This window comes from Streptomyces sp. NPDC001108 (assembly GCF_053598535.1).
Map to the genome: position 1 here is coordinate 128,274 of NZ_JBSFKL010000014.1, position 25,803 is coordinate 154,076.

Consider the following 25,803-nt stretch of genomic DNA (forward strand, 5'->3'; position numbering starts at 1 on the left):
CGCCTGTGCCGGACGTCACGCTTCCCCGTACCGGGGGAATCCCGCCAGTATCTTGAGGCAGGCCGTTGAGGCCTCCGCAGAGCCGCCGACCGAGGGAGCCGCCATGTCCGACTTCGTACCGGGTCTAGAGGGAGTCGTCGCGTTCGAGACGGAGATCGCCGAACCGGACAAGGAAGGCGGTTCGCTCCGCTACCGGGGCGTCGACATCGAGGATCTGGTCGGCCATGTGTCCTTCGGGAACGTCTGGGGCCTGCTGGTGGACGGGGCGTTCAACCCGGGGCTGCCGCCTGCCGAGCCGTTCCCGATCCCGGTGCACTCCGGGGACATCCGGGTGGACGTGCAGTCCGCGCTGGCGATGCTCGCACCGGTGTGGGGGCTGCGCCCGCTGCTCGACATCGACGCGGAGACCGCCCGCGACGACCTGGCGCGGGCCGCCGTGATGGCGCTGTCGTACGTGGCCCAGTCGGCGCGCGGGCAGGGGCTGCCGATGGTGCCGCAGAGCGAGATCGACAAGGCCGGTTCGGTGGTCGAGCGGTTCATGATCCGGTGGCGCGGGGAGCCGGACCCCCGGCATGTGAAGGCCGTGGACGCGTACTGGACGTCCGCCGCCGAGCACGGGATGAACGCCTCGACGTTCACCGCCCGGGTCATCGCCTCCACCGGTGCCGACGTGGCCGCCGCGCTGTCGGGGGCGGTGGGCGCGATGTCGGGGCCGCTGCACGGCGGTGCGCCGTCGCGGGTGCTCGGCATGATCGAGGAGATCGAGCGGACCGGCGACGCCACCGCGTACGTGAAGCAGGCCCTGGACCGGGGCGAGCGGCTGATGGGCTTCGGGCACCGGGTGTACCGGGCGGAGGACCCCCGGGCGCGGGTGCTGCGGCGTACCGCCGAGGAGCTGGGGACGCCTCGCTACGAGGTGGCGCGGGCGCTGGAGAAGGCCGCGCTGGAGGAGCTGCACGCGCGGCGCCCGGACCGGGTGCTGGCGACGAACGTGGAGTTCTGGGCGGCGATCGTGCTGGACTTCGCGGAGGTCCCGGCGCACATGTTCACGTCGATGTTCACCTGTGCCCGTACGGCGGGTTGGTCGGCGCACATCCTGGAGCAGAAGCGGACCGGGCGGCTGGTGCGGCCCTCGGCGCGGTACATGGGTCCGGGGCCGCGCGACCCGCGTGAGATCGAGGGGTACGAGCAGCTCGCGGACCTGGGGAACTGACGGCGGACCGACGGCGGACCGGCAACGGACCGACGGCGGGGCGGGTGGTGCCCGGGCACCTCCCGCCCCTTTCCGTCTCCGTCACTTGGCGCAGGTCAGGTCCTTGGCGGGCAGTTTCCCGGTGGCGAGGTAGCTGTTGACGCGGGCGTCGACGCAGGCGTTGCCGTACTCGCCGTAGAGGGCGTGGCGCAGGGCTCCGGGGAGGGTGACCAGGCGGGAGCCGGGGAGCTTGGCGTGCAGGGCGAGCGTGCCGCGGTAGGTGGTGCGGGGGTCGCCGGTGGCGGCGACGAGGAGTGCGGGGGCGTCCTTGTCGACCCGGGTCGGCGGCTCGGCGGGCCGGTCCCAGAAGGAGCACGGCGTGATGCTGTCGGTCATGGGGGCGAAGAGCGGGTGGGCGGCGCGGTCGCGTTCGATGTCCTGCCAGTAGCTCTCGGGGTCGCGGGGCGCGGCCCGGTCGCCGCAGATGATCGCGAGCTGCACGCTGCCGGTCGGCGAGCCCGCGCCGGTCAGAGTGAACCGGAGGGCCTCGGCCAACCCGGGCGACAGGGTGGTCGAGCGGCCCTTCGCGGCCTCGGCGAGCGCGGAGACGGTCTCGCCGAGAACGGCGCGGGTCTCGTCGTGGTCGTCGGCGAGCGACATGAAGAGCAGCAGCGGTACGTGGGAGGCGTCGACCCGGAAGGTGTCGGCCCCGGTGCCGAGGGTCAGCGGCTTGCGGGCGGCGGCCTCCGCGACGCGGTCGACGGTGGCGAGGACCCGCGCACGGGTGCGGCCGAGGCGGTAGGTGTCGTGGCGGTCGGCGGCCCAGCCGGCCCAGGCGGTGAGCGCCTGTTCGTTCTCCCGCACCGCGTCCCGCAGCAGCAGGGGGCCGTAGTCGTCGGGGTCGATCACCCCGTCGAGCACCATCCGGTCGTAGCGGCCGGGGAACATCTGGCTGTAGACGGTGCCCAGGTAACTGCCGTACGAGTAGCCAAGGTAGGAGATCTTCCGTTCGCCGAGTGCGCCCCGGATGACGTCCATGTCGCGGGCGGTGTTGCGGGTGGTGACGTACGGGAGGACGTCGGCGTTGGTGGCGCGGCACTTGTCGGCGAGGCTCTTCTGGAAGGCGACCTGGCGGTCGAAGCCGGCCCGGTCGGGTCCGGCCGAGCGGAAGAAGATGCCGGTGGGCCAGGAGCAGTCCAGGGGGGTGCTGCGGCCGACGAAGCGGGGGTCGAAGCCGATGATGTCGTAGCGCGCCCCGACGCCCTTCATGACGTCGCGGACGTGCGGCGGGGACTCGACGGCGGTGCCGCCGGGGCCGCCGTTGTTGAGCAGGATGGCGCCGATGCGGTGGCGGGTGTCGGTGGCGCGGAGCCGGGAGACGGCGACGGTGAGGGTGCGGCCGCCGGGGTCGGCGTAGTCGAGGGGGACGGTGGCGTCCGCGCACTGGACCCCGGCCTCGTCGAGGTCGTGGCCGACGGTGTCGTCGGGGCCGGTGGCGCAGCCGCCCCAGTCGAGGCGCTGGTGGTAGTAGCGGTCGAGGCCGGGGGCGGTGGCCCCGGCGGCGGCCGCGTTCGCGGACGCCGGTACGGAGGCCGCGGCCAGCAGGGCCGTGGCCGCGGCCAGGACGGCGGTGCGGGTGAGGAGTGGTCTGTTCGCTCTGCTCTGTCCGTGTCTCACGCGGTCGACGCTAGCCGCGCGGCACGTCGGTGATCACTGCGGCCAGCACCCCAACCCTGTTGGTGCCAGCCCTACTTGTCGCCGCTCAGCCCAGTTCGCGTTCCAGGAGGGCCGCCCACTGCGCGACGACCCCGCGCCGCCGGGCCGTGTCGTCGGTGAGGACGTTGGCGAGGCCGAGGCCCCGGGCCATGTCCAGGAGGCCCTGGACCGTTTCGCGTACGCCGGGCCTCGTCTCGTCGGCGGCGAGGAGTTCGACGGCGATGCGGTGGGTCTCGCGGCCGACGCGGGCTTCGAGTTCGGTGACGCGGGGGCGGAGCTGCGGTTCGTTGGAGGCGGCGACCCAGAGCTGGAGCGCGGCGCGGAAGAGCGGTCCGGTGTACAGGTCGACGAGTGCGGCGACGACCTCGGCGCGGCCCTGGACGGGCAGGGCGCGCAGGGCGGCGGAGCGTTCCTCGGCGACGTACTCGACGGCCGCGGTGAACAGGTCCTCGCGGGTCGGGAAGTGGTGCTGGGCCGCGCCGCGCGAGACTCCGGCGCGTTCGGCGACGACGGAGACCGTGGAGCCGGCCCAGCCGTGTTCGGCGAGGCAGGCGACGGCGGCTTCGAGGAGGCGCTTGCGGGTGGCACGGCTGCGGTCCTGCTTGGGGCTTCGGTCGGCGGGGACGCGGTCGTGGGGGGCGCGTCCGTTGGGGGCGCGTCCGTTGGGGGGTGTCACAGCACCCATGCGGGCTCCCGTCGTTCGAGGAAGGCCGTCATCCCCTCCCGGGCCTCGGCGGAGGCGAAGAGGGCCGCCGAGCGGGCGATGAGGTCTTCGGCGTGCTGGTCGAAACTCTCCAGCACAGTAGCCGTGACCAGCTCCTTCGACGCCGCCAGCCCCTGCGGGGAGGCCCGGCGCAGCCCGTCCAGTACGGGGGCGAGCGCCTGGTCCACGTCGTCGTCGGCGGCGAGGGTGACCAGGCCGATCCGGGCGGCCTCGGCGGCGTCGAAGCGCTCGCCGGTGAGGTAGTAGCGGGCGAGGGCGCGCGGATCGGTGCGGGGCAGCAGCGGCAGCGAGATCACGGCGGGGGCGAGCCCGAGCCGGGATTCGGTGAGGGCGAAGGAGGCGCCGTCCCCGGCGGCGGAGATGTCGCAGGCGGCGAGCAGGCCGAGCCCGCCCGCCCGGACGTGGCCGGTGACCCGGGCGACGACGGGCTTGGGCAGGGCCACGATCCGCCGCATCAGGGCGACGAGGGCCGACGGTTCGGGCGGGGCGGTGAGGTCGGCGCCCGCGCAGAAGGTGTTGCCGGTGTGGGTGAGGACGACGGCCCGTACGGTTTCGTCGTCCGCGCAGGTGTCGAGGGCGGCGGTGAGCTCGTCGACGAGTTCCGCGGAGAGCGCGTTGCGGTGGGCGGGCGCGTCGAGGGCGAGGGTGGTGATGCCCCGGTCGTGGACGGGCGCGGCGAGCCGGCTCATCGGTCACTCTCCTCCTGTGGACCCGCCCCGCCTCCTGCGGGGCCGTCGCGTCGAGGGTGGCAGCGGGACCGAGAACAATCAAGCACGCTTGCATGATTTGCTCCCCGTAGTGTGCCGGGGCGGCCGTACGGAGAGTGGTCACGCGGCGGGCCCGTCGGACGGTCACGCGGCGGGCCGGTCGTACGGCGTTCCATCCGCTCGTCCGTCCGGGTCCCCGCAGGCCGATCCGCCGACAGCCGTCAGCCCGCCCTCCGGGCCAGCACCTGCCCCGGCCAGGTCCCGGACAGGAAGCGGTCGGTGGGGGTGAAGCCGTTGCGCTCGTAGTAGGCGACCAGTTCGCCGCCGCCGCCCGCCCAGCAGTCCACCCGGAGCAGTTCCACACCGGCCCGCCGGGTCTCCGCCACGGCACGGGCCAGCAGCGCCGCACCGATGCCCAGGCCGGCGTGGGCCCGGTCCGAGACCAACAGCCTGATGTACAGCTCCGGTTCGTCGGCCGGCGGTATCGGCATCTTCGGGCTGGGGCCGGTGTCCAGCACCAGAGCTCCGACCGGCGTTCCGTCCAACTCCGCGACGAACGGCGACATCTCGGTCGTGTACTGGTCGATCCGAGCCACCCCGCCGGGTATCCGGGAATACGGCGTCGTGCCCCACTGCTCGGTGTTTCCACGGGCGTTCATCCAGGCCACCGCCGAGTCGAGCATGGTGAGGATGGCGGGTGCGTCGGCCGGGCCGCCCGGTCTGATCCGCATGCCGTGCGCGTTGTCGTCCATGGTGGAAGAGTAGGCACATACGGTCCCCGGTGGCCCCGGTGCCCCCGCGCCCGACTCGCATCCCGCTCCGGCCCCGACCCGGCCGCGTTCCGAAACGATCAGGAGGACATTCTGATCTTGCCCTGGTCATCGACGACCTCGGCCTCGACGCTCTGGGACTCACCGGGCGCCACATAGACGTCGCACTCGAATGTGTTGCCCTTCCTCGCTTCTATCGCCGCAGGGCAGAACACGCCGTCCCGGGACATCTTCCCGGAGCGCACGGTCGCTGACGCCTGCCGCTCCACCGCTTCCTGATCCAACAGGCGTTGCGGCTCACTACCCACCACCTTGACGGTCACGAAGATCGCGCAGACGGCGACGACCACGGCCGAGAGCCCTACGAGGGCACGGAAGAATTTCCCTTGTTCAGTCACAACGGTTTCCTACCGCTCCTGCCGAAGCCGCGGCAAGAGCAGTCTTCGCAGGCGCCAACTACCGTTACTACATGTGGTGTTCGACCACACCGCGCCACTGGGCGCTCCAGCCCATGAGTACGCTGCACGGGACGGCGGCGTCCGGCTGGTCGTCGATGCGGCGGCGAGAAGAGCGGACATGACCGGCGGAGTACACGAGACCCCCGCTCATCAGCGGTCCAGTGAGGTTCCGCAGCACGCTGGACGTGGAGCGAACCGGGGCCGGAGTGTTGCCCTGGCGGTTGCCCACGGCGGCACGCGCGCAGTTCCCGGGCGAAGTGGTCGAGCGGATCGCCCCGTTGTCGTCGGGGGTGCGGCTGGCCTTCGTGACGACCGCGACCGTGCTGGAGGTCGAGGCACTCACAACCGTCACGCAGTACGGCGGCTCCGTCGGCCACTTCCCGACAGCCGACTCGCCCGCCGACACCGAAGCGATCGTTTGGAGACGCCCGCGTGACCGACCTCTCCCGTTCCCACCTCGCCGCCGTCCGGGAGTCGTACGACACCGTCGCCACCGCCTACGTCGAACGAGTCAAGTCTCCGGCGGAGCTGGACCCGTTGTCGCGCGGGATGCTGGACGTCTTCGCGGAGACGGTACGGGCGGACGGGATCGGGCCGGTGGCCGATCTGGGGTGCGGGCCGGGGAAGGTCACCGCCCACCTCGCGGCGCGAGGGGTGCCGATGTTCGGCGTGGACCTGTCGCCAGCCATGGTCGGGCTGGCCCGTGGCGCCTTCCCCGACCTGGGCTTCTGCGTCGGCTCGATGACGGCGCTCCCGGTCCGGGGCGGCGTCCTTGGAGGCGTTCTCGCCTACTACTCCACCCACCACACCCCGCCGGAGCTGCTGCCGCTGGTGTTCGGAGAGTTCCAACGTGTCCTGGCGCCCGGCGGCCGGCTGATGCTCGCCGGGCACGTGGGGCACGGCCAGCACCTGCGCCCGACACAGGCGTACGGCGGCCGCCCGGTCTCGTACGAGTCCCATCTGCTGCCGCCCGACCGGCTCGCCGAGCTGCTCCAACAGGCCGGGCTCACTCTCACCGCGCGCCTGGTGGAGGAGCCCGCCGAGGGAGCCGAACGGAGCTACGCCACGCTCCTCGCCCGTAAGCCCGAGCGGGGCTGAGGAGACCGGCCGGGCGCGCCCACGGAGCCGAGGTCAGGCGGTCAGGCGATCAGGCGTCCGGGTTCTTGCCGTCCGCATCTTTGGGTCGTAGCCCTCCCTGTCGGCCGGTCCCGCAGCGGGGAATCCGGCCGGATCGGCACGAGCGGCCCGGGGCGCCTCCGGGTATGTGGTATCCGCAGGACGGCACCGGCACTCTGCGGGCCGCCAACGCCTGCCCCCGCCCGCCCGATCCAGGAGGTCCCTCATGTCCCTGTACACCTTCGGCGGCGCCCCCACCGACGTCCTCACCACCCGAACGGGCGACGTCGTCCCCGATCACCCGCTGCTCGTCCGTATCGCCGATACAGGTGAACTCGTCACCGTGCTCTACCAGTCGGACGGAGTCACCCCGCTCGGCCAACTCCGCAGCAACCCGGCCGGCCACGCCTCGCCGGGGACGATCCCCCCGTTCGCCTGCGCGGTCCCCGCGATCGAGTACGAGTACACGGACGCGGCCGGGAACCCGGTGCGGTGGCGCCAGGACGGCAGGGAGCTGGCGGCGGGCGTGCCGGCGCAGTCCGCCGTGCCATACCCGGGCGCCCCGGTGACGCGGCCGGACCTCTCCCCCGGGCCGGCCGACTCCGACGCCGCCCGGCTGTTCGTGGTCCAGGGGGCGGTGGGCGACGGCGTCGCGGACGACCGGCTGCCGATCCAGGTCGCCCTCGACGCCGCACACAGCGCCGGGGGCGGCACCGTCATCGTCCCCGCCGGGCGCACGTACGGCATCGGCACGTTCCTGGTCGTCTTCGACAACACCACGATCTACGCCTACGGGGCGACGCTCCGCGCGATCGGGAACTCCGGCATCCTGCGCAACTTCCTGCCCGACGAGACGTTCGCGGGCTACGGCGGTCACTCCCACATCAACGTCCTGGGCGGCACCTGGGACGGCAACGCGGCCGATGGCACGTCCGGCACCGTCACCGCGCTGACCGACGTCATGAACTTCATCCACGCCCGGGACATCACCGTGCGGGACGTGACGGTGACCGACGTCAGCGCGGCGCACGCGCTGGAGTTCAACTCCGTCGACGGCGGCCGGGCGGTCGGCTGCCGCTTCCTCGGCTTCAGGGACACGACGGACGAGAAGAACCGGGGCACGTCCGAAGCGATCCAGATCGACATCGCCAAGCCCGGGTCCAGCTCGATCGGCGACTTCGACGACACCACGGCGAACAACATCGTCGTGTCCGGCTGCTTCTTCGGCCCGTCCGACCGGCTCGGCCCGTTCGGCCGCGCGGTCGGCTCGCACGCCGCCGCCCCCGACCGGTACTTCGACGGGATCCAGATCACCGGCAACCGGATCGAGGGCACCGCCGCCGAGGGAATCCACGGGTACGGCTGGCGGCGCGCGGTCATCGCGAACAACGTGATCAGCGGTACGGGCGCGGCCGGTATCCGGCTGACGCACCCGAATCCGGTCGGCGCCGGTTTCTCGCTCACCCCGCACTCCCTGGTCATTACCGGCAACACCATCGACGCCCCGGCCGCCGACGCCGGGATCACCGTCCTCGGCTACCCGACCGCGCAGGTCTCCGGCGTCAAGATCGCGGACAACGTCGTACGGGGCTCGGGCGGCACCGGCATCCGCGTCTCCTCCTGCACGTCCCCGAGCATCACCGGCAACAGCGTCGACACGGCCGGCGGCACCGGCATCCTCGTCCAGGCCGGAAGCGGGGCGACCGTCGCGAACAACACCGTCCGGTCCACCGGGTCGAACGGCATCAACATCTCGAACCACACCGGGGCCACGGTCGGCGGCAACAGCGTCGACACCACGGCGACCAACCACGGGATCTTCGTGGGCACCCTGGGCGACGCCCTGATCACCGGCAACCAGATCGTGGGCGCGGCCTCGGCCGGCATCCGGCTCTCGGACGGCGCGGTCCGCTGCACCGTCACCCACAACAAGGTCCGCAGAGGCGACGGGACGACGGCGAGCGGGATCACCACCGCGACCACCGCCACCGGCGCCCTCATCGCGGGCAACGACCTGAGCGGGAACGCCTGGACACCCGCGACCGCCCTGGCCGTCACCGATTCCGGCGCCGCCCTCGACTGGACCGGCTCCACCACCGTCCCCGGCCAGAACCGCGTCTGACCCGAACCCGCCACCCGGGCCGCACGGTCCCCCGTACGGCCCGGACAGGCCCAGCACCCGGGGCAGGTCCTACAGCCCGCCTTCGGCCACGCTCCCGATGAAGGTCCGCCACCCCTCGGGCGCGCAGGTCAGGGCCGCGGCGTCCGCGGTTACCTGCTGCCGGTCCGTGGTGACCACTCCCGCAGTACCGAGGCCAGAACGCGTGGCCGGGCCAAGGCCGATGGGGAACCGGTCAGGCTGACGGCGTTCCAGACGGCGGCGGCGACGTGGGCGTCGGCTGAGGCGGCCCGCATGGTGGCCCGGAAGGAAGCGGCCAGAGTACGGGCTACGACCGGGCGGGTACCGGGCACGAAGGGCAGCGCCCTATCGGCCATGGTGGAGAACAACCAGGGCAGGTACGAGGCCCGGGCGGCCGCCTTGTAGAAACGTCGTGGCAGGTCCCGCGTGCCGTCCGCCAGACAGGCCCGGAGCGCGACGGCCTCCAGAGCGGCGACCGTCATACCCGCACCGTAGATCGGGTTGAGGCTGCACAACGCGTCGCCGGTGGAGAGGAGCCCGTCGGGAAGTTCGCGGAGCCGGTGGAAGTCGCGCCTTACGGACGCCGGGTACGTGAAAGCGGTGACGTCCGTGACCGGCTCGGCGTCCTGAAGGGTCTCCCAGGCGCCGACCGGCAGCAGCTCCTGGGCGTAAGGGAGGAACTCCTCATGGGTGGCGGGCGGGTGGTTCCGTCTGCCGAACCCGTACTGGGACAGCACCCACAGGTCGTTCTCCTGCCGGGTGAGGACCAAGCCCCGCGGGCGGGCGGGGGTCGCACCGATCAGCACGCCCTTGTCCGTGCGGACCGCGTCCGCGGCGACGCGGAAGCGGCGGCTGGCGTAGCCGACGTCAACGCCCAGGCGCGTTTCGGAGGGCTTCTGGTAACCGAGGGACTTGAGCCAGGTCGCACCGCGTCCCGCCCGGCCCATGGCATCCACGACCAGGTCTGCGTCGAGTACCTCGCCGGACTCCGGCACGCCAGGACGGGACAGCCGCACGCCCGTGACGCGGGTGCCGTCCCCGGCGACCGGGCCGACCGCCTCCATTCCGTGCCGGAAGGTGACGTTGGGCAGGGCGCGGACCTTGTCGCGCAGCCTGTCCTCCAGGAACGGCCGGCTTACCTGGACCACCCTGTCCAGGGGCACCCGCCGCAGCCGGGAGCCGAAGAACACGATGTCGAGTTCACCGAGGGCCTCTGCGACGGTGGCTCCCTCCGCGGCGAGCTCGTCGATGAAGCCGGGGAAGAACTCCTCCAGGACCGTGGCGCCGCGGGACGTCAGGGAATGCACGTGCGCTCCCTGCGGCACCCCGCGCCTGGGGGTTCCGTTCGTTGTCACGGTGTCCCGTTCGACGAGGGTGACGTGTGTGAAGGACTCGCTGAGCGCGCGGACCGCGCAGAGCCCGCCGACGCCCGCGCCGACGACCACGGCGTGGCCCGCTCCCGCGCCTCGGCTGCTTCGAGCTGATTCCACCTGTGCCTCCCGTGGCGACAGGGCCGGGCCGCACAGCCGTGGGCCTCACGTCGGCGGCGCGGCATCGGCCCCCTATCGAGGTACGCGGTCCACGCGGACCAACGACCGAGCGGCGCCGTGGTCACGCGGAAATGCCGACGACTCCCTCGCGGATATCGGCCAACCCGGCTTCCATCGGCAGCAGTTGCCCTGCACGCCCAAGTGTCGGGTCATCGCGCCGGGGATCCCTGGCCGCTCAGTGGTGACCCATCGGGATCACGGGGCCCGGAGTTCGCGGCGCAGGATCTTGCCGGAGGCGGCGCGGGGGACGGCGTCGATGAACTCGGTGCGGCGGATCTTCTTGTACGGGGCGACGCGCTCGGCGACGTAGGCCATGACGTCGTCGGCGGTGAGCCCGGGGGCGTCGGGGCGGCGAACCACGTACGCCTGGGGGATCTCGTTGCCCTCGTCGTCGGTTACGCCGATGACGGCGGCGTCGGCGATGGACGGGTGGGTGAGGAGGAGGGCTTCGAGTTCGGCGGGGGCGACCTGGTAACCCTTGTACTTGATCAGTTCCTTCACCCGGTCGACGACGAAGAGCCAGCCGTCCTCGTCGACGCGTCCCACGTCCCCGGTGTGCAGCCAGCCGTCGGCGTCGATCATGGCGGCGGTGGCCTCGGGGCGGCCCAGGTAGCCCTTCATCACCTGGGGGCCCCGGATGAGGATCTCGCCCTCGGCGCAGGGGGCGGGGTCCGAGGGGTCGGAGAGCGGGACGAGGCGCATCTCCGTGCTGGGCAGCAGCCTGCCGACCGCGCCGGGCGGCGGGTTCTCGGCGGAGAGCGGGACGACGTGGGTGCCGGGCGACAGCTCCGTCATCCCGTACGCCTGGCGGACCGGCGGCAGGCCCAGCCGCTCGGAGCAGGCGGCGGCGAGGGCCGCGTCGAGCGGGGCGGCGGCGCTGACGACGTACTCCAGCGAGGAGAGGTCGTACCGCTCGACGGCGGGGTGCTTGGCGAGGGCCAGGACGATCGGCGGGGCCACGTAGAGGCCGGTGATCCGGTGCTTCTCCACGGCGGCGAGGAACTGGTCGAGGTCGAAGCGCGGCAGGACGACGACGGTGGCGCCCATCCGCAGTGGGGCGTTCATCAGAGCCGTAAGGCCATAAATGTGAAAAAACGGAAGAACGGCTAGGATTCTGGCGCCCGGGCCCATGGGGATGAAGGGGCGCAGCTGCTCCAGGTTGGTGGCCATGGAGCGGTGGGTGAGCATGACGCCCTTGGGGGCGCCGGTGGTGCCGGAGGAGTACGGGAGGGCCGCGATGTCCTCGGCGGGGTCGATGGCGGGGGTGGGTTCGGGGGCGGTGGTGGTGAGCAGGTCGAGTACGGAGGGGTGGCCCTCGGCCCGGTCGCAGACGTAGATCCGCTCGATGCCCCCGGCGCGGGCAGCGGCGTCCAGGGCGGTGGGCAGGAGCGGGGAGACGGTGACGATCCAGCGGGCGGCGGAGTCGGCGAGCTGCTTGGCGAACTCCGCCGCCGTGGCGAGCGGGTGGACGGTGGTGACGGTGGCCCCGGCCCGGGTCGCGCCGAGGAAGACCACCGGGTAGGCGATGGTGTTGGGGCTGTGCAGGGCGAGCACGTCGCCCTTGCGGAGTCCGGCCTCGGCGAGTCCGGCGGCGATACGGCGGTGGAAGGTGTCGAGCTGCCGGTAGGTGAGGGCGGAGGTGTCGTCCGTCCCGTCGATCAGGGCCACGGTGTCGCCGTGGTCGGCGGTGGCCCGGCCCAGGACCGCGTCGTGGAGGGGCTGGTCGAGCGGCGGTACGTCGGGGTGGTCGCTGCGGAACACGTGCGCCATGGCGGGCCCTTCCGGGAGGACGACGGATCGACGGGGGTGCGGGGTCAGTAGGACTTGGGCAGGCCCAGGGACTGGTGGGAGACGTAGTTCAGGATCATTTCCCGGCTGACGGGGGCGATCCGGGCGACCCGGGCGGCGGTGATCAGGGAGGCGAGGCCGTACTCGCGGGTGAGGCCGTTGCCGCCGAGGGTGTGGACGGCCTGGTCGACGGCCTTGACGCAGGCCTCGCCGGCCGCGTACTTCGCCATGTTGGCGGCCTCGCCCGCGCCGATGTCGTCGCCGTCGTCGTAGAGCCGGGCGGCCTTCTGCATCATCAGGCGGGCCAGCTCCAGCTCGATGTGGGCCTGGGCCAGGGGGTGGGCGATGGCCTGGTGGGCGCCGATGGGCTCCTTCCAGACCTGGCGGGTCCTGGCGTAGTCGACGGCCCGGTCCAGGGCGTAGCGGCCCATGCCGATGCCGAACGCGGCGGTCATGATGCGCTCGGGGTTGAGTCCGGCGAAGAGTTGGAGGAGTCCGGCGTCCTCTCCCCCACTCTCGAATTCGCTCGACCGGGAGATACCCCCTCCCACCAGCGCGTCGGCGGGCAGGCGTACGTCGTCCAGGACGAGTTCGAACTGCTTCTCCGGGGCCTGGAGTTCCATGTCGATCGGGGTGCGGCCGAAGCCGGGGGCCTCGCGCGGGACGATGAAGAGGCAGGGCTTGAGCCGGCCGGTCCGGGCGTCCTCGGTGCGGCCGACGATGAGGGTGGCATCGGCGATGTCGACGCCGGAGACGAAGACCTTGCGGCCGGTGAGCAGCCAGTCGTCGCCGTCCCTGCGGGCGGTGGTGGTGATGCGGTGGGAGTTGGACCCGGCGTCGGGTTCGGTGATGCCGAAGGCCATGGTGAGGCTGCCGTCGGCGAGGCCGGGGAGCCAGGCGCGCTTCTGGTCCTCGGTGCCGAACCGGGCGATGACGGTGCCGCAGATCGCCGGGGAGACCACCATCATGAGCAGCGGACTTCCGGCCGCTCCCAACTCTTCGAGGACTATGGAGAGTTCGGCCATTCCGCCGCCCCCGCCGCCGTACTCCTCGGGCAGGTTCACGCCGAGGTAGCCGAGCTTGGCTGCGTCGGCCCAGAGTTCGCGGGGGTGGGCGCCGTCACGGACGACGGAGGTCATGTAGTCGCGTCCGTAGCGCTTGCCGAGGGCGGCGACGGCGGCGCGGAGGGCCTGCTGTTCCTCGGTTTCGAGGACGGTGCTCGACGTGCTGCTGGCGGCGGTCATGCGTTCTCCCCAGTCTGTGCGGACCGCGTGTCCGCGGATTCGGTGACGACTGCGAGCAGGGTGCCCACCTCGACCTGCCGGCCGGGGGTGGCGTGGAGGGCGGCGAGGGTGCCGGAGGCGGGGGCGAGGACGCGGTGTTCCATCTTCATCGCCTCCAGCCAGATGAGGGCCTGCCCGGCCTCGACCCGGGCGCCGGGGGCCAGGCCGTCGGCGAGGCGGACGACGGTGCCGGGCATGGGGGCGAGCAGGGAGCCGGGTTCGGTGCGGTCGGTGGGGTCGGTGAAGCGGGGCAGGGGGGTGAGGGTGTACGAGCCGGTGGCGGTGTCCACGTAGGCGGTGCCCTGGTGGACGGCGATGTCGTAGTGGTGGGTGAGGCCGTCCGGGGTTTCGAGGGTGACGCGGTCGGGGGCGGTGGCGACGACGCGTTCGCCGGTCACGGGGACGGGGCCGGTGCGGGTGGTGCGGTAGGCGGCCTCGTACTCGGTGCCGTCCGGTTCGGCGCGGTAGCGCTTGACGTGGGGCGGCGCGGGGAGGTTCCGCCAGGCGCCCAGGCGTACGGGGCCGGGTCCGGGGCCGGCGCGGCGGGCGGCGGCGTCGGCGAGGGCGGCGGCGAGGGCGGCGCGGTGCACGGGGGTGCGGGGCGCTTCCGGAGGGGCGGCTTCCGCGGCTTCCGGCCCGGTGGTTTCGGGGGCCTCCGATTCGGGGGCCGCGGTTTCGGGGGCCGCCGTGAGGGCGGTGAGGTGGCGGTCGTAGAAGCCGGTGTCGAGGCGGGCGGCGCGGAAGTCGGGGTGGCGCAGGGACCGTACGAGCAGGTCGCGGTTGGTGACCGGGCCGTGGACCCGGGCACGTTCCAGGGTGCGGGCGAGCAGGCGTACGGCCTCGGCGCGGGTGGCGGCGTGGGCGACGACCTTGGCGATCATCGGGTCGTAGTGGACGCCGATGGTGTCGCCGTCCGTGTACCCGGTGTCGAGCCGGACGCCGGGCCCGCCGGGTACGTCCAGGGTGTGCAGGGTGCCGGTCTGGGGCTGCCAGTCGCGGGCCGGGTCCTCGGCGTAGAGGCGGGCCTCGACGGCGTGGCCGCGCGGCTCCGGGGGCGTCGGGGACGGGAGGGCGTCGCCCTCGGCGACGCGGAGTTGCAGGGCGACGAGGTCGATCCCGAAGACGGCCTCGGTGACGGGGTGTTCGACCTGGAGGCGGGTGTTCATCTCCAGGAAGTACGGGCGCCCGTCGGCGGCGAGGAGGAATTCGACGGTGCCCGCGCCCCGGTAGCCGACCGCGTGGGCGGCGGCGGTGGCGGCGTCGTGCAGCCGGGTGCGTACGGCGTCGTCGAGGCCGGGGGCGGGAGCTTCCTCGACGACCTTCTGGTGGCGGCGCTGGAGGGAGCAGTCGCGGGTGCCGAGCGCCCAGACCCCGCCGTGCGCGTCGGCCATGATCTGGACCTCGACATGGCGGCCGCGTTCGACGTACGGCTCGGCGAAGACCTCGCCGTCCCCGAACGCGGCGGTCGCCTCGGCCGTCGCCGCCGTCAACTCGCCTTGCAATTTGGCCAGTTCACGGACGATGCGCATGCCCCGGCCGCCGCCGCCCGCCGCCGCCTTGAGGAGCAGGGGCAGGTCCTCGGCGGCGGCCCGGTCCGGGTCGACGGGGGCGAGCAGCGGCACCCCGGCTTCGGCCATGAGTTCCTTGGCGCGGGTCTTGGAGGCCATCAGCTCGATGGCCTTGGGGGGCGGGCCCACCCAGAGGAGCCCGGCGTCCTGGACGTCGCGGGCGAATCCGGCGTTCTCGGAGAGGAAGCCGTAGCCGGGGTGGACGGCGTCGGCCCCGGCGGCGAGCGCGGCGCGCACGACGAGTCCGCCGCGCAGGTAGGTGTCGGCGGGGGCGGCGCCGGGCAGCCGTACGGCGGTGTCGGCCTCCCGTACGTGGAGGGCGTCGGCGTCCGCGTCGGAGTACACGGCGACGGTGGCGATGCCGAGTTCGCGGCAGGTCCGGAAAATCCGGCAGGCGATCTCGCCCCGGTTGGCGACGAGCAGCGTGGAGATCATCAGGGCCTCACATCCGGAAGACGCCGAAGCCGCCGCGGGCGCCTTCGACCGGGGCGGTGTGGATCGCGGACAGGCACATCCCGAGGACGGTCCTGGTGTCGCGGGGGTCGATGACCCCGTCGTCGTACAGCCGCCCGGAGAGGAACATCGGCAGGGACTCGGACTCGATCTGCTGCTCGACCATGGCGCGCAGCGCCGCGTCGGCCTCGTCGTCGTAGGGCTGTCCCTTGGCGGCGGCGGAGGCGCGGGCGACGATGGAGAGCACCCCGGCGAGCTGCTGCGGGCCCATGACGGCGGACTTGCTGCCGGGCCAGGCGAAGAGGAACCGCGGGTCGTAGGCGCGGCCGCACATGCCGTAGTGCCCGGCCCCGTAGGAGGCGCCCATCAGCACGGAGAGGTGGGGGACCTTCGAGTTGGACACCGCGTTGATCATCATGGCGCCGTGCTTGATGATGCCGCCCTGTTCGTACTCCTTGCCGACCATGTAGCCGGTGGTGTTGTGGAGGAAGAGCAGCGGGATGTCGCGCTGGTTGGCGAGCTGGATGAACTGGGCGGCCTTCTGCGACTCCTCGCTGAACAGCACGCCCTGCGCGTTGGCGAGGATGCCGACCGGGTATCCGTGGAGGGTGGCCCAGCCGGTGACCAGGCTGGTCCCGTAGAGCGGTTTGAACGCGTCGAAGTCGGAGCCGTCGACGAGGCGGGCGATGACCTCGCGGGGGTCGAAGGGCACCTTGAGGTCGCCGGGGACGATGCCGACGAGTTCGTCCTCGTCGTACTCGGGCGGGGCGGCGGGGCCGGGGTCGGGGTGGGCCTTGCGCCAGTTGAGGCGGGCGACGATGCGGCGGGCCTGGCGCAGCGCGTCCTGCTCGTCGACGGCGTAGTGGTCGGCGAGGCCGGAGGTGCGGGCGTGCATCTCGGCGCCGCCGAGCGATTCGTCGTCGCTCTCCTCGCCGGTGGCCATCTTGACCAGGGGCGGTCCGCCGAGGAAGACCTTGGACCGGTCCTTGATCATGACGGTGTGGTCGGACATGCCGGGGACGTACGCGCCGCCCGCGGTGGAGTTCCCGAAGACGACGGCGACGGTGGGGATGCCGGCCGCGGAGAGCCGGGTCAGGTCGCGGAAGAGGGCCCCGCCGGGGATGAAGATCTCCTTCTGGGACGGCAGGTCGGCGCCGCCGGACTCGACGAGGCTGACGCAGGGCAGCCGGTTGGCGAAGGCGATCTCGTTGGCGCGCAGCGCCTTCTTCAGGGTCCAGGGGTTGGAGGCGCCGCCGCGTACGGTCGGGTCGTTGGCGGTGATCAGGCACTCCACGCCCTCGATCACCCCGATCCCGGTGACGAGCGAGGCGCCCACGGCGTAGTCGCTGCCCCAGGCGGCGAGCGGCGACAGTTCGAGGAACGGGGTGTCCTCGTCGATCAGCAGCTCGATGCGTTCCCGGGCCAGGAGTTTGCCCCGGGCGCGGTGCCGCGCCACGTACTTCTCGCCGCCGCCCGCCTGCGCCCTGGTGTGTTCGGCGGCGAGTTCGTCGAGTCGGGCGAGCATCGCCGTGCGGTTGGCGGTGTACTCGGGGCCCGTGGTGTCGAGCGCGGTGGGCAGGACGGTCATGCGTGCGCCTCCGGTGGTACGTGGGCGGCCGGGTCCGATTCCCGTCCCCGGGCGGCTTCCAGCAGCGATACGGGGATCGGCAGGTGCCGGGAGCGCAGCCACTCCCCCACCGCCTTGGCCTGCGGGTCGAAGCGGTGCTGGGCGGCGACGCCCTCGCCGAGCAGCCCGTGCACGGTGAAGTTAAGGGCGCGCAGGCGGGGCAGGACATGGCGTACGACGGTGAGCGGGGCGGTCTCCGGAAGGAGTACCCGGAAGCGGTCGACGGTCAGTTCGTGGGCCAGCCACCGCCAGGCGTCCTCGTCGACGGCCCAGACGCCCACGTTGGCGTCGCCGCCCTTGTCGCCGCTGCGGGCGCCCGCGATCCGGCCGAGCGGGGCGCGGCGGGTGGGGCCGGGGTCGGCGAGGGGGGCGGGGAGCGCGGGCTCGTCGGCGTCCCGCAGCGGCCGGGTCGTGGCCGGGGGCGGCACGGTCACGCGCCGCCCGTCGGGCAGGACGGCCAGGTGGGGGACCTCGCCGGCCGGCACGTACCGGGCCTCGAACACCCCGTACGGGGCGCCCTTCCCGGGCGGGGCGGTGACGTGGAAGCCGGGGTAGCTGCCGAGCGCCAGCTCGATCGCGGTGCCGGAGACGGCCCGGCCGACGGTCTCCGGGTCGGGGTCGCGGACGACGAGCCGGAGCAGGGCGCTGGCGGTCTCCTCGGTGGCGGCGTCGGCCCGGTCGGTGCGGGCCAGTTCCCAGCGCACCTCCTCGGGGCGGGTGCCGGAGCGGTCGAGCGCGTCGGTGAACTGCTCCCGCACCAGCCGGGCCTTCTCCTCGATGTCGAGGCCGGTGAGGACGAAGACGACCTCGTTGCGCCAGCCGCCGAGCCGGTTCAGCCCGACCTTGAGGGTGGGCGGCGGGGCCTCGCCGCGCACCCCGGAGATCCTGACCCGGTCGGGCCCGTCCTGGTCCAGCCGTACGGTGTCGAGCCGGGCGGTGACGTCCGGCCCGGCGTAGCGGGCGCCGCCGGTCTCGTAGAGCAGTTGGGCGGTGACGGTGCCGACGTCGACGACGCCGCCGGTGCCGTCGTGCTTGGTGATGACGGACGAGCCGTCGGCGTGGATCTCGGCGACGGGGAAGCCGGGGCGGCGCAGGTCGTGGCCCCGGAAGAAGGCGTAGTTCCCGCCGGTGGCCTGGGTGCCGCACTCCAGTACGTGTCCGGCGACGACGGCCCCGGCGAGCGCGTCCAGGTCGTCGGGGCCCCAGCCGAAGCGGGCGGCGGCGGGCCCGGTGACCAGCGCGGCGTCGGTGACCCGCCCGGTGACGACGATGTCGGCGCCCGCGTCGAGGCAGGCGGCGATCCCGGCGCCGCCGAGGTAGGCGTTGGCGGTGAGGAAGCCCTCCGGTACGGGGAGGCTGTCGCCCTCGACGTGGGCGACGCGCACCGGGACGCCGACCTTCTCCGCGAGTTCCCGGACGGCGGTGGCCAGTCCGGCCGGGTTGAGCCCGCCCGCGTTGGTGACGATCCGCACCCCGCGCTCGTGGGCGAGCCCGAGCCCCTCCTCCAGCTGGCGCAGGAAGGTGGTGGCATAGCCCCGGTCGGGGTTCTTGAGCCTGCTGCGGGCGAGGATGAGCATGGTCAGCTCGGCCAGGTAGTCGCCGGTGAGGACGTCGAGCGGGCCGCCGGTGAGCATCTCGCGCAGGGCGTCGAAGCGGTCCCCGTAGAACCCGGAGGCATTCCCGATCCGCAGGACCCCGGCCGCGCCCGGTATGCCTGCCGCGCCCTGTGCCCCGGCCGCGTCCCGTACGGAGGCCGGGTCCGGTGTGCCGGTCACGCGCCGCCCTCCCGCCGCGTCCGGCCCTGTCCGGGCTCCCGGCCCTGTCCGGGGGGTCCGGCGAAGGCCTGGGCGATGCCGAGCCACTGGTCGGCGTCGGGCCCGACCGCCCGGACGGCGAGGTCGTCGCGGTGGGCCCGTTGCGTGACGAGCAGGCAGAAGTCGAGGAGCGGCCCGGTAACGCGCTGCGCCGCGTCCTCGGGGCCGAAGGCGACGGTGGCGCCGCCGGGGGCCTCCAGTTCGACGCGGAACTCCTCGCCGGGCGCCGTCAGCCCCCGGACCAGGTAGGCGTAGTCGCGGGCCCGTACCCCGATCCGGGCGATGTGGCGGAGCCGGTCGGTGGGGGCGCGGACTGTTCCGAGTGCGTCGGCGATGTCCTGGCCGTGCGCCCACGTCTCCATGAGCCGGGCGGTCGCCATGGACGCGATGCTCATCGGCGGCCCGTACCAGGGGATGCGGGTGCCCTCCGGCGCGTCCCGCAGCACCGCCGCCAGCCGCTCCCGCCCCTCGCGCCAGCGCGCGAGCAGGGTCTGCGGGGTGTGGGCCGCGGCGATCTCCTCGGCGCCCCGGTCCACGAAGGTGTCGGGCGCCCCCGCGGCCCGGGCCACCTCCCCGGCGAAGGCGTCGGCGTCGGTCGCGGCCAGCAGCGCGACCTCGTCGGTCCAGGTGAGGTGGGCGATCTGCCGGGCGATGTCCCAGCCGGGCGCGGGGGTCGGCGCGGACCACCTGCCGGGGTCCAGGGCGCCGACCAGCCGGTCGAGTTCCTCGCTCTCGTCGCGCAGATCGCCGAGCACGGCTGCGACTTGGGACACGGTGCGCTCCCCTCGGGGCGTGGCGGTGTGTCCAGGAGCATGGCACCGGGGCCATAAACAATCAAGCACGCTTGCATGCTTTTCGGTCCGGACCCGGCCGTGCGCGCGCAGAGTGAGCGGGACTGTCGGACCTCCACGAACGGAAGCGGCGGATGCTACGCCCGAGTACCGAAGACTGGAAGATTATCGGCCATGAAATTTGGATCAATTATCCGATGTTGCTAGCCGAATCCCGCTCCCTCTGAGAGCGTGAACGCAGTTCCAACGGGGGGAACGAACGGGGAACTCCTGTGCGCATTCCCCCTGCCCTGACCAAGCAGGAGACAATATGACGCGCTTGAGTCGCAGCTCGCCGAAGTCCGCACGAAGAGGCTCTTCCCCGGCCTGGCGAGGCGGGGAGAATCGGACAGCCGGGGTCCCTCCTTCAGCGGCCGGCGCCCTCCCCGCCGGACGTGGGCGGGAGGAGACTTGCTGACCCGTCACCCGGAACCGGACGCCCCCGACGACCCCGCCGACCGCACAGCGGGCGACGAGCCGGAGCCCCCCGTCCCGGCGGCCGCGCCCGACCCTCCTGGGGAGCGCCCGGACCCGTGCTTCGGCATCCTCGGGCGGCTCTCGGTCCGCGGCAGGACCATGTCGGTCACCTCACCCGTCCGGCGCGCGGTCCTCACCGCCTGCCTCCTCCGGTTCGGAAGACCCATCGGGATCGCGGAGTTCAGCGAGATCCTGTGGGACGACCCGCCCGCGTCGGCGACGGCCAACCTCCGCAGCCACGTCACGGCGTTACGCAGGGATCTCGACGAGATCGAACCGGGACTGGGCGACCGGATGCGCACCTACCGGGGCGCCCAGTGCGGATACGGATTGCAGATCGAGGCCGCGGAATTCGATCTGCCGCGGTTCACCGCAGCGGTCCAATGCGGCCGGAAACGGCTGCTGGGCGGGGCGCCCGGGCCGGCGGCCGACGCCCTGGAGCAGGCCGTGAGCCTCTGGAACGGCCCCTTCGGGCAGGATCTCCCGCCCACCCGGTGGTTCAACGCCCATGTCGCCGGGCTCAACAACGCCCGGCTGGACGCCTATCAGGATCTCTTCACCGCGTCCGTCCTCGCCGACCGGACCACCATGCTGGCCTACCGCATCGAGAGCCTGATCGCCGAGGCTCCCTACCGGCAGCACCTGTGGGAACTCCTCGCGGCGGTGCACTGCCTGCACGGCGACACCGTGAGCACCCTGTCGGCGGTCAACCGCTGCCAGAAGCTGTTCGCGGAAGACCTGGGGCTCGATCTGCCCCCGGGCATCGAGGCGATGCGGACGGCGGCACTCAACTGGGACCGCGAGGAGGCCGTGCGACTCGTCGCCTCCCGGGCCCGGGCCTCCACCGATCCGTGCGCGTGCCGAAGACCTCCGCGTCCCCCTTCCCAGTGACGCGGAGGCCCCGATGAGGGTCCGGTGGTCCTCCTCCAACCACCGGGCTCAGGCGACGTCCCGCCGGAGCAGGAGCAGCGTTCCCGCGAAGCCGCCCACCAGCCCGTAGCCGACGAGCACGACGGCGCCCGTCCAGGAGGCCGGAGCCCCGGCGAACAGCTCGCCGGGCGTGGTCATGATCTGCGACGCCACCCCGGGCAGCAGCACCTGCGCCTGAAGCACCCAGTCCTTCTCCAGGACGAGATCGTGGAGAACCTGGAAGGCGAACGCGACGACCACCGAGGACAGGAAGTAGAGCACCACCGCGGTGACGGTGGCAGCGGTCTGACTGCGGATGAGCACCCCGAGTCCGAACCCGAACACACCCCACACCATGTAGGCGGCCAGGTTCATCAGGACCGCGCCGAGCACGTCCCCGCGCCCGAGCCCGAGGCCGGCCCCTTGCGTCGTCAGGAAGACCCCGCCCACCAGGACGCTTCCCAGGGTCGCCACCAGCCACAGCCCGGCCGAGGAGAGCACGACCGCGACGAGTTTGGCGACGACGACGCGGCCCCGTCGCGGCGCCGCGAGGAACGTGGCCGTCAGGGTCCGGTAGTGGTACTCGTTGGTCACCAGCAGGACCGCCACCACACCCGACAGCAGCAGGCCGAAGCTCTGCCCGGAGGTGTAGAGGGTCGCGGCGATACGGCCCGGAGCGCTCTGGGTCTCCCACAACTCCCGCATCGTGCCGACCTGTTCGGCGGACATCTCCTCGCGGGGGGTCAGGATCGCCCCGGACAGGTAGTCCTCGAACGGCTGCATGAACGTATGGGCCTGCCAGCTGTTCCACAGCGCGAGGAGCACCGCCGCACCGGCCATCGCCGCACCGGTGACCCACCAGGTGGGCAGCGTGCGGAGCTTGAGCAGTTCGCTGCCGATCAGTCGCCTCACCGGATCTCCGCCTCTCCCTGGGTGAGCTGGAGGAACGCCTGCTCCAGATCGGGTGTGTCCTCGGTCAGTTCGTACAGTTCCCCGCCGTGGGCGGCCGCCGCCGCGGCCACCGCGCCCGCCCCGAGGCCGCTCACGACCAGGAGGCCCTCCTCGGCGGGCGGGCGGTCCACGGACGCTCCGGCCCGGACGAGCGCCGACGCCAGCTCGGCGGGGAGCGCCACGCGGACCCGCACCCGGGCCTCGCCCCGCACCCGGGCGGCGATCTCCCGGCTCGCCCCCTCCGCCACCAGCCGTCCCCGGCTGATGATCACGAGGTCGTCGGCGGTCTGCTCGACCTCGGCGATCAGATGGCTGGAGACGAGCACGGTGCGGCCCTCGGCCGCCAGGGTCCGCAGCAGCGCCCGCATCCAGGCGATCCCCTCCGGGTCGAGCCCGTTGGCGGGCTCGTCCAGCACGAGGACGGGCGGGTCGCCGAGCAGCGCCTGGGCGAGGTTGAGGCGTTGGCGCATGCCGAGCGAGTACTCCTCGTAGCGGCGACCGCCGGCCGCGGCCAGTCCGACCCGGTCGAGCACCTCGTCCGCCCGCCGGGCCGGCAGGCCCGTCGCCGCGCACTGCACCCGCAGGTGGTCACGGCCCGTGCGTCTGCGGTGCGTACCGGACTCGTCGAGCATCGCCCCGACCGTCGCGAGCGGCTGCTCCAGGTCCCGGTACGGCCGTCCGCCGACGGTGGCGGTGCCGGACGTCGGGGCGGTCAGGCCGAGGAGTATCCGGAGCGTCGTCGACTTGCCCGCGCCGTTGGGGCCGAGGAAGCCCGTGACGCGTCCCGGCGCGACGGTGAAGGACAGGTCCCGCACCGCCCATCTGTCCCGGTACCGCTTCGAGAGGGCCCGGAACTCGATGGGCCGGCCTCCTGCCGGGTCCGGCGCGTTCGCCGCTTCCGTCGGGGTCATGAACTCTGCTCCTCACGTGCGCGCGGCGGCCGTGCCGGGCCTCCCGGCACGGCGCTCGGGGGCCGCTGGGGTCGTCGGGCCGTCGAGGTCGTACGGGGCGGGACGGGGTGTCATCGCCGCCGGTCGCGGTGGGCGCGCAGATCCGCCGCCAGGTGCGACCGGCGCGGACGGCGGGTGCGCAGCAGCCGGCGCCAGTCCGCCCGGGTGTCGTGCATGAGCTGCCGGTGGAAGTAGTTGACGTACTCCGCCAGGGCCAGGCCGTACAGCAGGAGGCCGGGGGCCCAGTGCGACGGCGTCCGGCCCTGGACGGCCGGGACCGCGATGACGAACGGGCCGGCCAGCAGGGCCAGGGCGCACAGCGACCGGAGCGGGCGGAACGCCCCGATCGCCGGCGGCAGCGCCGCCCCGGTCCGCAGTTGCCGGTGTTTCAGCGCCCAGTAGGCGGACCCGGTGAGCAGGAGTCCGGCCGTCAGGGCGAAGCCCACCGTGTTCGCGGCGTTGGCGGGCGCGCCGAAAGCGGCGAACACCACCCAGCCGATCAGTACGGCATCCGCCGCCTCCACCAGGGCCAGCGTGCGCAGCCGGTTCAGCAACGCGGTGCGGGAGCGTGTCGCAGGGGTCACGCTCCCAGCATCGCGTGCGGGGCCGGGCCGTGGGCCCGTGCGCGAGAACCGGTCAGTCATGGACCAGTTGCTGTCCGACGAGCGCCGCGTACGCGCCGCCCCGTGCGACCAGCTCCTCGTGGTTGCCGTCCTCGACGATCCGGCCGCGGTCGATGACCAGGATGCGGTCCGCGTCGCGCACGGTGCTCAGGCGGTGCGCGATGACGATGCGGGTGCAGTCGAGTGCCGAGAGGTTCTCGTGCACGGTCGCCTCGGTGGCGGCGTCCAGGTGGCTGGTGGCCTCGTCGAGCAGCAGGACCCTCGGCCGGTGCACGACGGCGCGGGCCAGCGCCACCCGCTGCCGCTGCCCGCCGGAGAGGCCGTTGCCGCCCTCGCCGAGGATCGTCTCGTACCCCATCGGCATGTGCGTGATGTCGTCGTGGACGGCGGCGAGGCGGGCCGCCTCGACGACGTCGTCGAGGGTGGCGTCGGGCATGACCAGCGCGATGTTGGTGAGCACCGATCCGCTGAAGATGTCCGCGTCCTGGGTGACGACACCGCACTGGCGGCGCAGATGGCCGAGGTCCAGTTCGGTCAGCGGGGTGGACCCGTAGGTGATCTCCCCGTCGGTCGGGTCGTAGAGCCCGAGGATGAGCCGGGCCAGGGTCGACTTCCCCGATCCGCTGCTGCCGACGATGGCGATCTTCTCGCCCGGCCGGACGGTGAGCGAGATCCCGGACAGGGCCTCCGGCCCGTCCCCGGAGTAGCGGAAGCCCACGTCGGTCAGGGTGATCGGCTCGTTCAGATCGACCTTCCCGGTGCCCTGACCCACGGACTCCGGGGGTTCGTTGAGCACGTCGCGCAACCGGTCGAGGTGGACCCGGATGGTCTGGAACGTCTTGATCCCGCGCCCGAGTTGGGCCACCGGGGCGAGCGCGGAGCCTGCCAGGGCGATGAGTGCGAGCATCGTCCCGAGCGACATGTTGTCGCTGAAGACGAGGTACGCGCCGAGGACGAGCATGAGCAGCGGGGACGCGGTGCCCAGCATGCCGAGGACGCCGTCGATCGTGTTGTCCAGCCTGCTCCGGCGCACGGAGGACTCCAGCTGCTCGGCGAACTTCCCCGACCAGCGCTGCACCACGACGTGTTCGGCACCGGAGGACTTGACCGTCTCGGCACCGGTGACCGCCTCCAGGAGCGTGCTCTGCGCCTCCCCGAGCGCCTGGAGTTCGCGCTCGGTCAGCCGCTGGGCGGTCCGGGCCGAGGCGAACATGACCGCGAGCTGCACGGCGGCCACGGCGAGGATCGCGGCGACGAACAGCAGCGACGTGAAGCCGATCACCACGAGGTAGACGCCGAGCAGCGCCACGTCGAGCAGGACCGCCAGGAGCTGGCTGGAGATCGCGTCCCGGACGTACGTCATGCTCGACACCCGGACGAGCAGGTCGCCCCCGGTGCGGAGCTGGAAGAACTTGTACGGCAGGGACATCAGATGTCTGAGGAACGTCCCCATCATCGACCAGTCCATCCGGGTCTGCAGCCACAGCAGCAGTTCGGCCCTCGCCAGCGTCATCAGCCCGTGGCTGATGGTGTACGCGACGAGACCGGCCGCCAGGACGAGCAGGGTGTCCTCGCCGCGCCCCGGCAGGACGCGGTCGACGACGTACGCCGTCAGGAACGCCGGGAGCAGCCCGAGGAGGGTGAGCGCGGCCGAGGCCCCGACGACCGCGGCGACGACGGGCACGGAACGGGGCAGGAAGGGCCGGACGAAGGACCACAGCCCCGCCTCGGCGCCGTCGCGGCGTTCGAGTTCCTCGGTCGGCTCCAGCTCCAGCGCGACCCCGGTGAAGGACGCGTCGAGTTCCGCGTAGGTGATGCGCCGCCGCCCGGACGCCGGATCGACGATGTCGACGCCGCGGCGGGTGAAGCGCTCGACGACGACGAAGTGGTTCATCCCCCAGTGCACGATCAGCGGCAGGGCGAGCCCGCGCAGTGCGTCCGGCTCCGCCCGGAACGCCCTGACCTTCATGCCGAGTTCGCGTGCCTGCCGGGCGATGGAGGCGGCGCTCGCCCCGTCGCGCGAGAGCACCATCCGGTCGCGCAGCTCCGCGACGGTGGTGGAGCGGCCGTGGTGGCCGAGCACCATGGCGAGGGCGGCGACACCGCATTCGACCGAGGTCGACTGCAGTCGCACGGGTACCCTGCGGCGGACAGCAC

Annotated in this window: 21 protein-coding genes; 4 read left to right on the forward strand and 17 right to left on the reverse strand. The window is 72.9% G+C overall.

From position 1 onward, the window contains the following. Positions 1–103 precede the first annotated feature (103 nt). Complete coding sequence (locus ACWC97_RS27065; protein ID WP_450652057.1) at positions 104–1,213, forward strand: citrate synthase 2; 1,110 nt, start codon at positions 104–106, stop codon at positions 1,211–1,213. Positions 1,214–1,294: 81 nt separating this feature from the next. On the opposite strand, the gene ACWC97_RS27070 is transcribed toward ACWC97_RS27065, so the two are convergent. From ACWC97_RS27070 to ACWC97_RS27095, 6 genes are all read right to left on the reverse strand, one after another. Continuing rightward, the gene (locus ACWC97_RS27070; RefSeq protein ID WP_450652059.1) at positions 1,295–2,869 is read right to left on the reverse strand and encodes an alpha/beta hydrolase; all 1,575 of its coding nucleotides are present in this window, start codon (positions 2,867–2,869) and stop codon (positions 1,295–1,297) included. An 85-nt stretch (positions 2,870–2,954) separates the two neighbouring features. Beyond that, positions 2,955–3,593, reverse strand: a complete 639-nt coding sequence (locus tag ACWC97_RS27075) for a TetR/AcrR family transcriptional regulator (RefSeq protein ID WP_450652061.1) — start codon at positions 3,591–3,593, stop codon at positions 2,955–2,957. Continuing rightward, positions 3,581–4,321: an enoyl-CoA hydratase family protein gene (locus tag ACWC97_RS27080; RefSeq protein ID WP_352275886.1), complete on the reverse strand. Its 741-nt coding sequence runs from the start codon at positions 4,319–4,321 to the stop codon at positions 3,581–3,583. Before ACWC97_RS27080 ends, ACWC97_RS27075 begins: the two co-directional genes overlap by 13 nt. 239 nt (positions 4,322–4,560) lie before the next feature. Further along, complete coding sequence (locus tag ACWC97_RS27085) at positions 4,561–5,091, reverse strand: GNAT family N-acetyltransferase (RefSeq protein WP_450652063.1); 531 nt, start codon at positions 5,089–5,091, stop codon at positions 4,561–4,563. 98 nt (positions 5,092–5,189) lie between these two features. Next, a complete protein-coding gene (locus ACWC97_RS27090; protein WP_352275883.1) occupies positions 5,190–5,507 on the reverse strand; it encodes a DUF4333 domain-containing protein in 318 nt (105 codons plus the stop codon). Positions 5,508–5,574: 67 nt separating this feature from the next. Beyond that, positions 5,575–5,919 carry a hypothetical protein gene (locus tag ACWC97_RS27095; protein WP_352275881.1) on the reverse strand — a complete coding sequence of 115 codons (345 nt, stop codon included), beginning with the start codon at positions 5,917–5,919 and terminating at the stop codon, positions 5,575–5,577. A gap of 80 nt (positions 5,920–5,999) precedes the next feature. Here ACWC97_RS27095 and ACWC97_RS27100 point away from each other — a divergent pair, with 80 nt between their 5' ends. Both ACWC97_RS27100 and ACWC97_RS27105 read left to right on the forward strand, forming a co-directional pair. Continuing rightward, entirely contained in the window at positions 6,000–6,665 is a 666-nt protein-coding gene (locus ACWC97_RS27100) for a class I SAM-dependent methyltransferase (protein ID WP_352275879.1), read from the forward strand. Positions 6,666–6,909: 244 nt separating this feature from the next. Next, positions 6,910–8,805, forward strand: coding sequence for a right-handed parallel beta-helix repeat-containing protein (locus tag ACWC97_RS27105; RefSeq protein WP_450652066.1), 1,896 nt, complete (start codon positions 6,910–6,912; stop codon positions 8,803–8,805). A 149-nt stretch (positions 8,806–8,954) separates the two neighbouring features. Here the strand turns inward: ACWC97_RS27105 and ACWC97_RS27110 are convergent, their stop codons facing one another. From ACWC97_RS27110 to ACWC97_RS27140, 7 genes are all read right to left on the reverse strand, one after another. After that, the gene (locus ACWC97_RS27110) at positions 8,955–10,313 is read right to left on the reverse strand and encodes an FAD-dependent oxidoreductase (RefSeq protein WP_450652067.1); all 1,359 of its coding nucleotides are present in this window, start codon (positions 10,311–10,313) and stop codon (positions 8,955–8,957) included. 255 nt (positions 10,314–10,568) lie between these two features. Further along, a complete protein-coding gene (locus ACWC97_RS27115; RefSeq protein ID WP_450652069.1) occupies positions 10,569–12,143 on the reverse strand; it encodes a 4-coumarate--CoA ligase family protein in 1,575 nt (524 codons plus the stop codon). Between the two features lie 44 nt (positions 12,144–12,187). Further along, positions 12,188–13,405, reverse strand: a complete 1,218-nt coding sequence (locus ACWC97_RS27120; protein ID WP_450652070.1) for an acyl-CoA dehydrogenase family protein — start codon at positions 13,403–13,405, stop codon at positions 12,188–12,190. Then, entirely contained in the window at positions 13,402–15,447 is a 2,046-nt protein-coding gene (locus ACWC97_RS27125; protein ID WP_450652072.1) for an ATP-binding protein, read from the reverse strand. The genes ACWC97_RS27120 and ACWC97_RS27125 overlap by 4 nt, the downstream gene beginning before the upstream one ends. 7 nt (positions 15,448–15,454) lie before the next feature. After that, positions 15,455–17,053: an acyl-CoA carboxylase subunit beta gene (locus ACWC97_RS27130; protein ID WP_352275870.1), complete on the reverse strand. Its 1,599-nt coding sequence runs from the start codon at positions 17,051–17,053 to the stop codon at positions 15,455–15,457. Further along, a complete protein-coding gene (locus ACWC97_RS27135; RefSeq protein ID WP_450652106.1) occupies positions 17,050–18,804 on the reverse strand; it encodes an acyclic terpene utilization AtuA family protein in 1,755 nt (584 codons plus the stop codon). Before ACWC97_RS27135 ends, ACWC97_RS27130 begins: the two co-directional genes overlap by 4 nt. A 59-nt stretch (positions 18,805–18,863) precedes the next feature. After that, on the reverse strand, positions 18,864–19,679 hold the full coding sequence (locus ACWC97_RS27140; RefSeq protein ID WP_450652073.1) for a TIGR03084 family metal-binding protein: 816 nt from the start codon (positions 19,677–19,679) through the stop codon (positions 18,864–18,866). 468 nt (positions 19,680–20,147) lie between these two features. Between ACWC97_RS27140 and ACWC97_RS27145 the strand changes: the two genes are divergently transcribed. After that, entirely contained in the window at positions 20,148–21,104 is a 957-nt protein-coding gene (locus ACWC97_RS27145; RefSeq protein ID WP_450652075.1) for an AfsR/SARP family transcriptional regulator, read from the forward strand. Positions 21,105–21,152: 48 nt separating this feature from the next. Here ACWC97_RS27145 and ACWC97_RS27150 read toward each other — a convergent pair whose 3' ends face one another. From ACWC97_RS27150 to ACWC97_RS27165, 4 genes are all read right to left on the reverse strand, one after another. After that, positions 21,153–22,034 carry an ABC transporter permease subunit gene (locus tag ACWC97_RS27150; RefSeq protein WP_450652076.1) on the reverse strand — a complete coding sequence of 294 codons (882 nt, stop codon included), beginning with the start codon at positions 22,032–22,034 and terminating at the stop codon, positions 21,153–21,155. Next, positions 22,031–22,984, reverse strand: coding sequence for an ABC transporter ATP-binding protein (locus ACWC97_RS27155; protein ID WP_352275864.1), 954 nt, complete (start codon positions 22,982–22,984; stop codon positions 22,031–22,033). Before ACWC97_RS27155 ends, ACWC97_RS27150 begins: the two co-directional genes overlap by 4 nt. Positions 22,985–23,094: 110 nt before the next feature. Beyond that, complete coding sequence (locus ACWC97_RS27160; protein WP_450652078.1) at positions 23,095–23,607, reverse strand: multidrug transporter; 513 nt, start codon at positions 23,605–23,607, stop codon at positions 23,095–23,097. Positions 23,608–23,659: 52 nt separating this feature from the next. Continuing rightward, positions 23,660–25,780 (reverse strand): peptidase domain-containing ABC transporter, encoded by a 2,121-nt coding sequence (locus ACWC97_RS27165; protein ID WP_450652080.1) that lies wholly within the window; start codon positions 25,778–25,780, stop codon positions 23,660–23,662. Between the last annotated feature and the right edge of the window lie 23 nt (positions 25,781–25,803).

Coding starts and splice junctions, on each gene's coding strand:
- ACWC97_RS27065 (WP_450652057.1), top strand. CDS start 104: ATGTCCGACTTCGTACCGGGTCTAGAGGGAGTCGTCGCGTTCGAGACG.
- ACWC97_RS27075 (WP_450652061.1), bottom strand. CDS start 3,593: ATGGGTGCTGTGACACCCCCCAACGGACGCGCCCCCAACGGACGCGCC.
- ACWC97_RS27080 (WP_352275886.1), bottom strand. CDS start 4,321: ATGAGCCGGCTCGCCGCGCCCGTCCACGACCGGGGCATCACCACCCTC.
- ACWC97_RS27085 (WP_450652063.1), bottom strand. CDS start 5,091: ATGGACGACAACGCGCACGGCATGCGGATCAGACCGGGCGGCCCGGCC.
- ACWC97_RS27105 (WP_450652066.1), top strand. CDS start 6,910: ATGTCCCTGTACACCTTCGGCGGCGCCCCCACCGACGTCCTCACCACC.
- ACWC97_RS27115 (WP_450652069.1), bottom strand. CDS start 12,143: ATGGCGCACGTGTTCCGCAGCGACCACCCCGACGTACCGCCGCTCGAC.
- ACWC97_RS27120 (WP_450652070.1), bottom strand. CDS start 13,405: ATGACCGCCGCCAGCAGCACGTCGAGCACCGTCCTCGAAACCGAGGAA.
- ACWC97_RS27125 (WP_450652072.1), bottom strand. CDS start 15,447: ATGATCTCCACGCTGCTCGTCGCCAACCGGGGCGAGATCGCCTGCCGG.
- ACWC97_RS27130 (WP_352275870.1), bottom strand. CDS start 17,053: ATGACCGTCCTGCCCACCGCGCTCGACACCACGGGCCCCGAGTACACC.
- ACWC97_RS27155 (WP_352275864.1), bottom strand. CDS start 22,984: ATGACCCCGACGGAAGCGGCGAACGCGCCGGACCCGGCAGGAGGCCGG.